This window comes from Arsukibacterium indicum (assembly GCF_019100565.1).
In the GTDB taxonomy this organism is placed as follows: domain Bacteria; phylum Pseudomonadota; class Gammaproteobacteria; order Enterobacterales; family Alteromonadaceae; genus Alishewanella; species Alishewanella indicum.
Genome location: NZ_JAHRID010000001.1, coordinates 832,321 through 845,553, shown reverse-complemented (window position 1 = coordinate 845,553; position 13,233 = coordinate 832,321). Strand labels below are relative to the sequence as shown.

At 48.5% G+C, this 13,233-nt stretch carries 12 protein-coding genes; 5 read left to right on the top strand and 7 right to left on the bottom strand.

Annotated features, from left to right (window positions below):
- Window position 1 precedes the first annotated feature (1 nt).
- Both tyrS and acnA read left to right on the top strand, forming a co-directional pair.
- Window positions 2-1,204, top strand: a complete 1,203-nt coding sequence (tyrS, locus tag KQY15_RS04145; protein WP_217667451.1) for a tyrosine--tRNA ligase — start codon at window positions 2-4, stop codon at window positions 1,202-1,204.
- A gap of 164 nt (window positions 1,205-1,368) precedes the next feature.
- Entirely contained in the window at window positions 1,369-4,083 is a 2,715-nt protein-coding gene (gene acnA / locus KQY15_RS04140; RefSeq protein ID WP_217667449.1) for an aconitate hydratase AcnA, read from the top strand.
- A 44-nt stretch (window positions 4,084-4,127) separates the two neighbouring features.
- On the opposite strand, the gene KQY15_RS04135 is transcribed toward acnA, so the two are convergent.
- From KQY15_RS04135 to KQY15_RS04110, 6 genes are all read right to left on the bottom strand, one after another.
- Window positions 4,128-4,820, bottom strand: a complete 693-nt coding sequence (locus KQY15_RS04135; protein WP_217667447.1) for a transporter substrate-binding domain-containing protein — start codon at window positions 4,818-4,820, stop codon at window positions 4,128-4,130.
- 183 nt (window positions 4,821-5,003) lie between these two features.
- Window positions 5,004-6,344: a DUF4397 domain-containing protein gene (locus tag KQY15_RS04130; protein ID WP_217667445.1), complete on the bottom strand. Its 1,341-nt coding sequence runs from the start codon at window positions 6,342-6,344 to the stop codon at window positions 5,004-5,006.
- A 119-nt stretch (window positions 6,345-6,463) separates the two neighbouring features.
- A complete protein-coding gene (locus KQY15_RS04125) occupies window positions 6,464-7,282 on the bottom strand; it encodes an NAD-dependent epimerase/dehydratase family protein (protein ID WP_217667443.1) in 819 nt (272 codons plus the stop codon).
- The gene (locus KQY15_RS04120) at window positions 7,283-8,593 is read right to left on the bottom strand and encodes a mechanosensitive ion channel family protein (protein WP_217667441.1); all 1,311 of its coding nucleotides are present in this window, start codon (window positions 8,591-8,593) and stop codon (window positions 7,283-7,285) included. It lies immediately after the preceding gene.
- A gap of 9 nt (window positions 8,594-8,602) precedes the next feature.
- On the bottom strand, window positions 8,603-9,505 hold the full coding sequence (locus KQY15_RS04115) for an AEC family transporter (protein WP_217667439.1): 903 nt from the start codon (window positions 9,503-9,505) through the stop codon (window positions 8,603-8,605).
- Entirely contained in the window at window positions 9,505-9,738 is a 234-nt protein-coding gene (locus tag KQY15_RS04110; RefSeq protein ID WP_217667437.1) for a GIY-YIG nuclease family protein, read from the bottom strand. Before KQY15_RS04110 ends, KQY15_RS04115 begins: the two co-directional genes overlap by 1 nt.
- Before the next feature lie 117 nt (window positions 9,739-9,855).
- On the opposite strand from KQY15_RS04110, the gene KQY15_RS04105 reads away from it, so the two are divergent.
- From KQY15_RS04105 to KQY15_RS04095, 3 genes are all read left to right on the top strand, one after another.
- Complete coding sequence (locus tag KQY15_RS04105) at window positions 9,856-11,127, top strand: DEAD/DEAH box helicase (protein ID WP_217667435.1); 1,272 nt, start codon at window positions 9,856-9,858, stop codon at window positions 11,125-11,127.
- 258 nt (window positions 11,128-11,385) lie between these two features.
- Window positions 11,386-12,534 (top strand): hypothetical protein, encoded by a 1,149-nt coding sequence (locus KQY15_RS04100; RefSeq protein ID WP_217667433.1) that lies wholly within the window; start codon window positions 11,386-11,388, stop codon window positions 12,532-12,534.
- A 70-nt stretch (window positions 12,535-12,604) separates the two neighbouring features.
- On the top strand, window positions 12,605-12,823 hold the full coding sequence (locus KQY15_RS04095) for a hypothetical protein (RefSeq protein WP_217667431.1): 219 nt from the start codon (window positions 12,605-12,607) through the stop codon (window positions 12,821-12,823).
- Here the strand turns inward: KQY15_RS04095 and ppiC are convergent.
- Complete coding sequence (gene ppiC, locus KQY15_RS04090) at window positions 12,820-13,098, bottom strand: peptidylprolyl isomerase PpiC (RefSeq protein ID WP_217667429.1); 279 nt, start codon at window positions 13,096-13,098, stop codon at window positions 12,820-12,822. The two genes, KQY15_RS04095 and ppiC, sit on opposite strands and share 4 nt — an antisense overlap.
- Between the last annotated feature and the right edge of the window lie 135 nt (window positions 13,099-13,233).

Genomic DNA, 13,233 nt, shown 5'->3' with positions numbered 1-13,233 from the left:
AATGGCCGATTGGGCACAGGCGTTAGCTGAATTAAAACGCGGCTGCGAGGAAATCTTGCTGGAAGATGAGCTAATTGCCAAATTAAAAACCGGCAAGCCACTGAAAGTGAAGGCTGGCTTCGATCCAACCGCACCTGATTTGCATTTAGGCCATACCGTACTGATAAACAAATTACGCACTTTTCAGCAGCTCGGGCATGAGGTGATTTTTCTGATTGGTGATTTTACCGGCATGATTGGTGATCCCAGTGGTAAGAATGTTACCCGTAAACCTCTTAGCCGCGAAGATGTACTGGCCAATGCCGAAACATATAAAGAGCAGGTATTTAAAATTCTTGATCCGGCCAAAACCACTGTGGCATTTAATTCTCAGTGGATGGGTGAGCTTGGCGCTGCCGGCATGATTAAGCTGGCCTCACGTCAGACTGTCGCACGGATGCTGGAGCGGGATGACTTCAAAAAGCGCTTTGCTAATAATCAGTCAATTGCCATTCATGAGTTTCTATATCCGCTGGTGCAGGGCTGGGATTCGGTTGCACTAGAGGCTGACATTGAAATGGGTGGTACCGATCAGCGGTTTAATCTGCTGATGGGACGTGAGCTGCAAAAAGATGAAGGCCAGCGGCCACAAACGGTAATGATGGTACCGTTGCTTGAAGGGCTTGACGGTGTGCAGAAAATGTCAAAGTCATTGGGTAACTATGTTGGTATTACCGACGCCCCGACTGAAATGTTTGGCAAAATCATGTCAATTTCAGATGAGTTAATGTGGCGCTACTACGACTTACTCAGCTTCAGACCACTGGCTGAGATTGCAGAATTAAAACAGCAGATGGCCGCGGGCGCTAACCCGCGCGATATTAAGATAAGTCTGGCCAAAGAAATTATTGGCCGCTTTCATGACGATGCTGCAGCAGAAGCGGCACATCAGGATTTTATTCAGCGCTTTAGCAAAAATGCCCTGCCCGATGACATCCCTGAGTTGACGCTAAGTTGTGACGGCAATGCAATGCCTATTGCTAACCTGTTAAAGGAAGCCGGGTTGGTCGCCAGTACTTCAGAGGCACTGCGGATGATTAAACAAGGCGCAGTAAAGTTAAACGGCGAAAGCAAAATTGATGATAGCAAGCTTGAAGTTATCAAAGGCAGTACCGGGATTTATCAGGTGGGCAAAAGGAAATTCGCCAGAGTGACCCTCAATTAGTTATTTTTGCACGCTGATTAAAATCAACAGGAAGGCCGCCATTAAGCGGCCTTTCTTGTTTTAACATGTAATAACGATGATTTTGCTGAAAGTCCTGCCTTGCATTTTCGCATCTGCGCCCCGATGCACTACACTTGGAGAATACGTATTCAACGAGGAATGTTATGAGCCAGAACAACCCCTACGCAGATAAACTGAATGTTGCAGATAAGGATTATCAAATCTTTAGTTTAACGAAAGCTGCAACCCGGCATGGCACCGTTGACCGCCTTCCATTCTGTTTAAAAGTGCTACTGGAAAATCTGCTGCGCAATCTTGATGGCGACACGGTAACCGAACAAGACATTCAGGCATTGGTCGACTGGCAGAAACATGGCCACGCTGACCGCGAAATTGCTTTTCGACCGGCGCGGGTGCTGATGCAGGACTTTACCGGCGTACCGGCAGTGGTTGATCTTGCTGCCATGCGGGCAGCGGTTGCTGAGTTGGGTGAAGATCCGCAAAAAATCAATCCATTATCACCGGTCGACCTGGTGATTGACCATTCAGTAATGGTTGACCATTTTGCCACTGACGACGCTTTTGAGCAGAACGTCGCAATAGAAATGGAACGTAATTTTGAACGTTACACCTTTTTACGTTGGGGCCAGCAGGCGTTTGCCAATTTTAAAGTGGTGCCACCGGGAACCGGGATCTGCCATCAGGTAAATCTTGAATATCTGGGGCAAAGTGTCTGGGCCAGAGAGACCAATACTGGCACCCAGGCTTACCCTGATACGCTGGTTGGCACCGACTCTCATACCACCATGATCAATGCCCTGGGTGTGTTGGGCTGGGGGGTTGGCGGCATTGAAGCTGAAGCCGCAATGTTAGGGCAACCGGTGTCCATGCTGATCCCGGAAGTGGTTGGGCTGGAATTTACCGGTAAGATGGCTGCCGGCATTACCGCAACTGATTTAGTGTTAACTGTTACCGAATTATTGCGTAAGCATGGGGTGGTAGGTAAGTTTGTCGAGTTCTTTGGTGACGGCCTCGATTATCTTAGCCTGGCTGATCGGGCAACTATCGCCAATATGGCGCCCGAATATGGTGCCACCTGTGGGTTTTTCCCGGTCGATCAGGTTACCCTGGATTATATGGCGTTAACCGGTCGGGATGACAGTATTATTGCCAGAGTAAAAGCGTATTGCCAGGCGCAGGGGCTGTGGCGCAAACCCGGCCATAAGGCGACCTACACCGATGTGTTGCATCTGGATTTAAGTAAAGTGGTGCCATCACTGGCGGGCCCGAAAAGACCTCAGGACAAAGTCAGCTTACCTGCCCTGAAACAACATTGTGATGATATTCTGGCGTTACAGCTTAAAGCTGCTGAAGAGCGCAAAGCCGTGATGGATGATGAGGGGGGGGCCCAGCCGCAGCCGGAAGATGAAGGGCATTTAGAGCTGAATGGCCAGAAAATTAAACTTGATCATCACGCCGTGGTGATTGCTGCTATTACCTCCTGCACTAATACCTCTAACCCCAGTGTGCTGATGGCCGCCGGCTTACTGGCCAAAAACGCACTGCAAAAAGGCCTGGCCCGCAAGCCCTGGGTGAAAAGCTCATTAGCGCCGGGGTCCAAGGTAGTGACCCGTTATCTGGAAAAAGCCGGGCTGATGGACCCGCTGGAAAAACTGGGTTTTCATTTGGTGGGCTACGGTTGCACTACCTGTATTGGTAATTCCGGGCCGCTGGCCAAGGAGCTGGAGCAGGCCATCACCGACAATAATCTGAATGTATCAGCAGTACTGTCGGGCAACCGTAATTTTGAAGGCCGGATCCACCCGTTTGTTCAATCGAACTGGCTGGCGTCACCGCCACTGGTGGTGGCTTTTGCCCTGGCCGGTACGGTAAATATTGATTTGAGTAAAGAGCCTATAGGTGATGATAAAGACGGCAATCCGGTTTATCTGCATGATATCTGGCCCAGCAACCAGGATATAGCCGATGAAGTTGCCAAGGTTCAGAGCGATATGTTTAAAAGTGAATATGCTGATGTCTTCAGTGGTGATAAGACATGGCAGAACATTGAGGTACCAAAAGACAAAACCTATACCTGGCCGGAGTCGAGCTATATCCGCCAGCCCAGTTTTTTCCAGGGCATGGGAAGGGAGCCAGAGCCGGTACAGGATATTAAAGAGGCCAGAGTGCTGGCGTTATTGGGCGATTCAGTAACCACTGACCATATTTCGCCAGCCGGCAGTATTAAAGCCAGCAGCCCGGCAGGACGTTATTTAAAGGAGCTGGGGGTAAGTCAGGCTGATTTTAATTCCTATGGTTCTCGTCGTGGTAACCATGAGGTGATGGTGCGCGGCACTTTTGCCAATGTTCGAATTCGGAACGAAATGGTGCCGGGTACCGAAGGTGGGGTGACTTTGCATCAACCTTCTGCAGAGCAAATGGATATTTATGATGCAGCTGAGCGTTATCGCCAGCAAAAAACGCCGCTGGTGGTCGTTGCCGGTAAGGAGTATGGCACCGGGTCATCGCGGGACTGGGCAGCCAAGGGCACATTGTTGCTTGGGGTGCGGGCAGTACTGGCTGAATCGTATGAGCGGATCCACCGCTCGAATCTGATTGGTATGGGCGTACTGCCGCTGCAATTTCTGGCCGGGGTTGATCGTAAGCATTTGCAACTGACAGGTGCCGAGACATTTACAATAAGCGGCCTGAACAATTTGAAACCGAAGCAAAAGGTGTCGGTGATGATTACCTATGCCGATGGTGACCAGCAGAAAATAGAGATGCTGTGCCGGATAGACACCGGCAACGAGCTGGCGTACTACCAGCACGGTGGTATTCTGCATTATGTGTTAAGAAGAATGATTGGTAGTGCCTGAGCCCGGGTGCTTAACGTTGTGTGACCAGAAAAGCTGACATTTTGTCAGCTTTTTTGCTTAATGCCGGTTGCAGATTTAGTATGCTGGCGACAGGCTATGACGGCTTGATTCATCTGCTCCAGCCTGGTGCTGGCGAAGACTGGCGACAGGTAAAAACCGGCATCGCGGGTAAAGTAATTATAGAGCTGCAAACTGCCTGACATCGGATCTGCTTGCATTTCTAATTGCAACTGTTCTGCCAATGGCTGCGGCACGGCCAGCATCTCAACCCTGTCCATATTAAGTAATGGCAATAACTGTTGATAGTCATATACCTGATGAACATGCTGATAGCCATTGTTTTGCAGGTAATCAAGTTGCGGCGAGCCCCGTTTTACCCCTACCAGCTTGCTTTTAAGGTGTTCGTGCTCAGGCATTGCTGCGGGCTCAGTTGTGGTTTTAAACACAAAATAGTCATCGTCTTTGGTTAACCAGACGCTGGCTTGCAGAGAGCGATTTCGTTCTTCGGTGTAACCCATGGGGTAGATTAAATCTAACTGATTCTCGCGGGTTAATTTAAGTAGTCGATCGGTTGGCAAACTTTGCCATACTATGCTGGCATCCAATGCAGATTCAATACAGCTGATTACTTCGGCATGGCCATATAACGGTTCTGGTTGTATTTTGCCATTAACAACACTGATCCCGGGGAAGGACTGAACAACACCACCTTGCAATTGCAAAGGTGTGTCCGCCATAAGCAGAGCAGAAAAGCCAAGACTGCTTGCAATGGCAAAGCAAGTAAGTGAACGAAATAACAGCATATGTCCTGAGTATACCTTCAACATCGCAAAGCACGGTAAGACCCCCAGTATTTACTAAAAAAGAGCATTTGTCAGCTTTTTAGAGACGCCCCCGGTATACGGCCGGGGGCAACCGGATCAAAATGTCAGGTTCAGGTGGTAGCCAGAAGGCGCTGCGTCATCTTTTTCGGCGGTTAGCAGGTAGCGCTCTCCGGGTTGCAGCATCAGACTGTCGGTTTTATCAAGTAACGTTGCACTGCCGTTTTCAGCGGTATGTACCAGGGTAATAGCATAGTACCCTTTTGGTAAGTTCAGGCTTTGCTGCTTCTTAAACTCCAGGTTTTTAATATGGTGTCTGGCAGTAGCAATAGTCTCATCCTGACGGACAAAATAAATACTCAAGCGGGAAAAATCAGCCACCAGATTACTGACAATCACATCGTTGGTCTGAAGTTGTGGTTTGTCACTTTCTTTAATGGCTAATGCTTCCAGCAGATTATGCTCATTCTGGTAAAGCAACACCAGCTGGCTCTCTCCGGCTGTGGCGGTCAGCAGGGCGCTGTTAAGCAACAGCTGGTCAGCGGCATCGCGCACCGACAAACTATAATCACCGTTATTTAGCATAGTGTAATTGCCCATACTACCGGCCGTCAGGTTGGCAATATGGCTGTTATCCAGTGCCACCTTAACCGGTTGTGCCAGGCTGTTATACAAACGAAATTGAGCTTGTGCATCCTGATGCGTGTAGCGGGCAACACTGCTGGAATTTAAAATAACATCAACAGCCAACTGGTCGGCAATCGGGCCATACTGGTCACGCACCACCAACACATAGGTGTTTTCGAAAGCAAAGTCGAGGTTTTTGCCGGTAAACAGCGGGGCATCTGCACCGGCTTCAGCCAGATACAGGTTGTACTTGCCTGTGGCACGGCGGACAGCATCGCTGGTGATTTCATGCAAGGCTAAGCTGTCGAGCAGGGTGGCATCGGCAAAGGTTTCAGTAGCGTCGCTAAGATAAATATCCAGTAATGGCTGGCTAGCCGCCAGATTAGTCAGATGCAAATCAAACTCATCGTCCAGCTCTTTTTCGCGTGCAAAGCTCAGGCTCAGATATTCAAACTGTTCGTCAGCGCTGGTGATAATAAACAGGTGTTTCTGATCCTGATTAAGCGTTATATCGTCTGTGACCAGCGGGCTGCTGCCGGTTTCTTTAATCTGCAGGCTGTAGCTGGCAGTTTCTACACTGGTGACATTAGTGGCATCGGCGAAGCGGGCACTGAAAAGGCTTGTATCATCTAAACTGAAAGTCGGATTGGCTGTTGCCGGCGCACCGTTGTAAAACTGAACATAGCTGTTATTTTCCTGTGGCTCGTCACTGCTGCTGCCACAAGCGCTGAGGCAAAGTGCTGCGCCAAGTAGCAGGCTGCGGCTAATAACCGCCGTATTTGATGCTAACCATTTTGATAGAGATGTTTTCATTTCAGGTTCCATGCTGGTGATTTAAACCGGCACAGCCTAAGGAATAACTGGTGGGATAGCCATGGTGTTTTACTAATGCAAACAGTTGGTTACGCTTAATTACATAATTCAGTAAGCTATTACAACATGGCCAGATAACCAGTGGTGTAATCTGGGTATTGCCAGCGGAAACCTGTTTGCTGTAAACGCCTGGCACTGACTCGTTTACTGGCGCGTTCTATAACTTGCTGATCATTAGTCGTTATATTCATTTTTTGTTGCAGAAACTGGATCACTTCGCAGTAACGTGCAGGAGTCAGGTCGGTCAGATTGTAGGCAGTTTCAATCGTATACCCCTGCTGGCGGCGTTGGATTAAATGAACAACAGCCCGGGCACAATCTGATATGTGGATCCGGTTGGTGTAAACTGGCTTAGTTTCGATAATTTGCCGGCCGTTGCGGGCAACCCGTAACATCATTTCCCGGCCGGGGCCGTACAACCCGGATGGTCGCAACATGGTGCAGGCTTGGCCGCTTTGCAGCCAGAGTTCTTCAGCGGCAACCAGAATTTTTGCTGAGCTGCGCTCTGGTAAACGGGGACTATTTTCATTGACCCATTCACCCTCCTGCTGACCATAAACCCCGGTTGATGATACCAGCCAGACATGCGGTGGCGCAGGCTGTTGCCTGAGCCAGCATATTGCGCGCTCAGCCACTTGCAGATAGGCCTGACGGTAGGCCTCATCGCTGCTGTTATCAGGCGAAACACAAAGTACCAAATCAGTTATGCCGTTAGTTAGCACTGGCCAGGGCGTAGCCGCATCGTGCTGGACCAGGGTAACGCCAGCCGGGCATTTAGCCTGCCGGCGCATAGCGAAAACCGTCATATCATGTTGCAGCGCTTCAGTTGCAACCAGTGAACCCAGTTCGCCAAGACCTATTATTAAGATTGTTGTCATTTAATCCTGATCTTTTGCTGGTTGTTCCATTGCAGGCGGCCAGCCTGATTTTATATGTAAATCGCGCTGCGGATAGGGAATGGTAATGTTGTTTTCTTTAAACGTTCGCCAGATAGCCAGATTGATGGCTGAACGAATTTCACCGGTGCCTTTTTCCATATCAGCTATCCATACCCTTAATTGCAGTTCAATTCCGCTATCGGCAAAGTCCATCAGCCGCACTGTTGGTGGTGGTTCGTCCAACACCCTGGGAGATACATGGGCGCATTTAAGCATTAAGGCTAGTGCCTGTTCCGGATCATCGTCGTAACTGATTTGAACTTTAATAATCATCCGCACATTGGTATCGGCGTAGCTCCAGTTGATGACTTCAGAAGTGATCAGATTCTCGTTTGGGATTAACGTATCAACCCCTTCCCGGTTGCGTACCACCACATAGCGGGCATTTAGCTGTTCTACCCAGCCGAACTTGTCGCCAACCGTAATAATGTCACCTGGCTTAATTGAGCGGTCAAATACCAGAATAAAACCACTGATAAAGTTTGAAGCAATCCGTTGCAAACCAAATCCCAGGCCAACACCCAGCGCGCCACCAAATACCGCCAGTGAGCTTAAATTGATGCCAACGGCATTCAACGCAACCAAAAATGCGACGGTAATTAACAGAAACTTACTGAACTTGGCAAAACCGACCTGCATACTGGGGCTGATATGGGTAGAGTGTTGCACCCGCTGGCTGATAAATTCAGCCAGCCAGATAGCCAGGGTAAATGCCAGTGCTACCATCAAAATCAGTTTTAATACGGCCAGTACTGAAATTCGGGTTTCTCCGACTGTCATGGCCAGGCTTTCCAGTACGGCAAGTAATCCGGGTAACCAACCAGCCAGATGCAGCAACACACCGAACCAGATAATGCCTGCCAACAGGTTCTCTGAAGATTTTAACAGTGGGCTGACATTGAACGCTTTGCGCAGGATATACACAACTAAACGGATAACTGCTAAGGCCAGTAAAACGGGTATTGAAACTTCCAGAATTTGCACCGGCAATGCGTTCATTTCAAAAATGATCTTAACGGGCACTAACACCGCCAGTGCGGTTAGCGGCCAAAGCAAACGCTGAATACTGCGCACTGCCACATGGCGCAAGCCGGAATCAAGAGTATGTTGCTTTTCTACCAGTGTCTGTAAACGTTGATTGGCCAGAGTGGCTAGCAATAATGCCGCTGCCAACGCCAAGAGCTGCCACCAGAAATCAAATTGTTGTATGCTCGTTAGCAGTGACATTCCTATTTCGTTCAGCTTTTCCATACCTATCCTTTAACGCAGTAACCAAAAAACCACGGGTAAACTTATTAACCCGATTAAAATACCAAAGCCAATGATGCCACTGACCAAACGTGGTGCCAGACCAGCCATAATGGCAATGGCTCCGGCCGAAATCATTGGCGGCATTGCCGCCTGAAATACGCTGATGTCTACTGCCAGGCCACTTTGGCCCAGGCTTCGCCAGATAGTCCAGGCTAACAGTGGCATCATCAACAATTTTAGTGTTAACGCACAGATCAGGGGCGTTATTTCATTTTTACTAAACCGAAAGCTTAGCTGAAAACCGACGGCAATCATCACAACCGGTACCAGCGTCGCGGCCAGGTTATTAATTAATGCATCAGCCAGCGGCGGGAAAGCAGCATTGCGCAAAAGCAAGCCAGCAACAAGCGCGATAAAAGACGGGAAACTGATAATTTTAATGATGATGCTTTTCGCGGTTGGCTTGCTGACTTGCGGGCTGTAAATTGCAGCAATAATAGTGACATAGGTCGCCAGTGCAATAAAAGATCCTACCTGGTCATATACCACTGCATAGGGCATTGCTTCACTACCAAACAATGCCTGGGTCATTGGAAAACCTAAAAACGACGTGTTACCCAGCGGCAGTATTATCAGCAAGGCGCCGGTGATCTCCCGTGACCAGCCGAAAATTTTACTTAACAGCAATACTGCTGCAACCACGGCAAGTAATAGGATCCAGGGTGTTAAGGCCGGAATGAGCAAGGCCGCAGAAAATTGCAGCAACGGCACGTTTTTTAAGATAAGGGCTGGTAAGGCGACATACAGCACATAAATATTTAGCACGATGCCACTGTTTTCAGGCATCGCTGGCACCCGACGTAAGCCAAAGCCTATAACCAGATAGGCCAGTACCAGGTAGAAATTATCCATTACTGCTCGCTTATCCGCTGCTCTTTTGCAGCCTTTGAAAGTTGTTTTAGCTGATACTCAGCTTGACTGGCTGCGGCCCGGTCCGGCATGCCCTGAACAAACACCAGCTGCAGCGGCCCCTTGCCACGCAGCGCTTTAGCACCGCCTTTCAGCTCGCCATTGTGCTGGCGCAACCGGCGCTGCGGATCGGTGCTGATACCGGTGTAAAGCTGGCCACCAGCGGTGCGAATCATATATAAAAACCAGGGTGCTGCTGTCATGCTGCTGAATATCTTGTTTTGGGCGTATCTGTTATAATCACGCTTTATTAAGCCAGTACCGGCCTGGTGCTGGCGCAGTCAGGATCATCAATGTCGTTTCAATCATTAGGGCTGGCAGAGCCTATTTTACAGGCACTCACCGAGCAGGGTTATACCGAGGCCACGCCGGTGCAGCAACGTAGTATTCCGCTTATTCGTTCCGGTAAAGACCTGTTAGCCGGCGCCCAGACCGGCACCGGCAAAACAGCCGCCTTTACTTTACCACTGCTGCAGCACTTGCTCAATGCGCCAAAGCAGCTAACTGCCGGCCAGGTAAGGATTCTGGTGCTTACGCCTACCCGGGAACTGGCGCAGCAGGTGCATGACAGTGTGCTGACTTACAGCCGCCATGTTAATTGCCGCAGTGCGGTGTTTTATGGCGGAGTGTCTATCCGGCCGCAATATGATGATGCTGAACAGGGACTCGATATTCTGGTTGCCACGCCGGGCCGCCTGATCGACCACTTACATCAGCAAACCGTAGATTTAAGCCAGCTTGAAGTGCTGGTGCTGGATGAAGCCGATCGCATGCTGGATATGGGCTTTGTGGTTGATATTAAACGTATTATGGCAAAATTGCCGGCAAAGCGGCAAACCTTGCTGTTTTCGGCTACTTATTCTAATGACATTAAAAAGCTGGCAGACGAGTTATTGGATAATCCGCTACTGGTAGAGGTGGCGGCCACCAACGCCACGGCAGACCGTGTTAGCCAGCAGGTGTATCTGGTTGATAAACATCGTAAGCGTGAAATGCTGTCGCATTTAATTGGTGCCCGCAACTGGCCGCAAGTGCTGGTGTTCGTTCGTACCAAACATGGCGCAGACCGGTTAGCCAAACAATTACAGAAAGATGGTTTAAAAACTGCGGCCATTCATGGTGATAAAAGTCAGGGTGCCCGCACTAAGGCGTTAGCAGATTTCAAAGCCGGGATGGTCAGAGTGTTAGTTGCCACCGACATTGCCGCCCGTGGTCTGGATATCAGTGAGTTACCTTATGTGGTTAATTACGATTTACCGCAGGTAGCGGAGGATTACGTGCACCGGATAGGCCGCACCGGCCGCGCCGGTATGAGTGGGATTGCGGTTACCCTGGTTACACCGGAAGATTTGGGCGCCTTACAGGATATTGAAAAACTGACCCAGCAGGTGCTAAGCACTGAAGTGATTCCGGGCTATGAGCACGATCCCAGCTATCAGCCACCTAACGAAGCGGTTGCCCGGACACCAGGCCAGCGGCCCGGACGCAATGAAGGCCCGGCTAAACGCCAGGCGCACGGTAAACTTAAAGCAAAACTCAGAGCCAAAGCACTGGGTAAAACTTAAAACCCAGTTTGGTTATCTCCGCTCCTTACTCTTGATGTCTAGAGCGACTTGACATTCCACACTACCCTGATATTCAGGCAATATGCGGCATATATTTACAAATGCATATAACAATTAACAGTGTGAGACCTTAAAAACCGAGGGGATAGCCACAAATCGATGCAATTTAATATTAATTTTTAATAAATTGTTTATATGTGAGGTTGATTTTGTGATTTGTTTCCATTTAACATCCTGAAGCAACTTAGGAGGGTTATAGTGAAAAGAAACAGATTAATGTCGACAGTTGGTTTTCTTGTGTTGACCTACGCAGGGTCAGTGTCAGCGTTAACGCCAATTAAAGGCTATACCTGCGAAAACTGTTCATTGCAGCAAGCAGAGAACATTGCTCGGTCACGGGGAGCACCTTTGCTTAATTGCGTTCCGATAAACAATAATGAAGTCATAAGTATCGATGAACATGCGTGTTACAGCACACCTCATAAATTTATTATTTTTGACGTCGCCACTAAAACTACTTACCCATTTCAAATGTCTCATAGCAACCAAGGTGGCTCGAACTGGGATATGATTTTAAATTCAAATCCGACAAACCTTACTTCAGTAGAATCAGAAATATCTCAGGATTTTTTCGACTTTTTAGAGATGCAAGAGCAAACTTTACAAGCGATAGCTCTGTCTGAAGAGGAGAATCTACAACTATCTTTTGCATCACCTAGTTCAATGTCTGCAAGTAGTTATAGTTCAACCTCAGATGATGGATGTGAATCTGATACATCCGCAACAGTTCTTAGAATGGCACTGTCTCCAACATACAGAAATAACTTACGCAATTCAGTTAACCATGAACTTAGTCAAAGAAATCCCTCTTCATATAAGAGTGAGTTTGAAGAAATACAATTTACTCAATTTGGCTTTGAGGCTCAGAAAGCTGGTGTTGGTCTATCTGTTGGCTGGGAATATTTAAAAAAGTCTAAGTTAGTAATAAAAAATGTTTTTGAACCGGGTCAGCAAGTCGTACCCGATGGTGAGCCATATTTTCCTGCTCGAGCTGCATTCAAATTGTCATGGAACAATACTTTAGATTCGATTTCTGTGGAAGTAGAACGGGAGTTTACCAGAGTAACTGAAGATTTGACTTTGGCAGACGTTTTAGAGGACAGCTCTTGGAATATGACTTTAAGCGCTTGTGCAATTGTTGAATTGCAAAATCACTACACTGCAAGTAATGCTGTGGGTTCAGGTGGGGGAGGTGGTACTCCGGGTGGTGGAAGCCCTGGTGGTGGCGACCCAGGTGGTATAATTAATTTTCCTGCGCCTAATCCTGCATCTCAAGAACAATGTAAATGGCATTTTTATGGTAAAGAAGGGCAATTATTAGTAACGTTGATGGGCCCATGTCCCTAGTATAATTCGTCAAACAATTGTTTTGCTATGATATTTTATCCTTGGAAAGTTGTGCCGGCGAAGCGGCACAATGTTTGATGATCGGCACAGAGTCAGCCTGATAGACAGTGAGCAGTATTTACTGCAATGCCAGCTCTACGTAGAGCTAAATCCGGTTCGTGCCAAGATGGTGTTGTATCCGGCGCAGTATGATTGGTCAAGCTACCAGCATAATGGCTTAGGCAAACCCATTAGCTGTCTGACACCGCACCCGTTATATCATGGGTCAGGCTTAACCAACGGGGCTTAATTGCGATACAAGGTTTTAATCAGATGAAAACCAAACTGGGTTTTCACCGGGCCATGTACTTCCAGTACTGGCAGTTTAAACACGACATCGTCGAAGGCTTTAACCATCTGGCCTTTGCGAAACTCGCCTAAATCACCGCCTTTTTTACCTGACGGGCATAGCGAATGCTGTTTGGCTAGTTTGCCGAAATCGGCGCCTTTAGCTAATTGCTGCTTCAGTTTTTCGGCCTCTTCCCGGGTTTTAACCAGAATATGTAATGCGCAGGCTTTGGACATAAAACTCTCTTGATATTAAAACGCGAAGATTGGAACCCCGTTCCGGTCGACACAGAGTGTCTGAGCGAGTGCGCTGACACTCGCGAGTTGCTGTGGCGAGCCGGGGCGGGTGTTGCAATCGCAGCTACACCCTTT